The 321-nt window shown below is 73.8% G+C and carries 1 pseudogene; it reads left to right on the forward strand.

Features of this window, described 5'->3' with window-relative positions:
• Window positions 1–69: 69 nt before the first annotated feature.
• Window positions 70–321, forward strand: a pseudogene (locus PUR26_RS02305) (VOC family protein); the annotation flags it as partial.

Consider the following 321-nt stretch of genomic DNA (forward strand, 5'->3'; position numbering starts at 1 on the left):
CCTCCCGCGCCGCGGGTCCTACTGACCGCGCCCCACCACCCCCGCCCCCCTACGAGAAGGAGCTCACCCGTGCAGATCACCGCTTACACCGTCTCCCTCACCGTCGACGACGTGGCCGCCTCCCAGGCCTTCCTCACCGCTCATCTCGGCTCCCAGGAGCAGGCCGCGGCGGACGGATTCGCCTCCCTCACGCGGCCCGACGCGGCGGTCGTCATCGTCCTGCTGCGTCGGGGCACCGAGGTGCTGCCGGCCGAGCAGCGCGGCCGGCGGGCGGGTGGACTGATCCTCGCCTTCACCCTCACCGGGCTGGACGCCGAGGAG

The sequence above is a fragment of the Streptomyces sp. SP18CS02 genome, assembly GCF_036322365.1.
GTDB lineage: Bacteria > Actinomycetota > Actinomycetes > Streptomycetales > Streptomycetaceae > Streptomyces.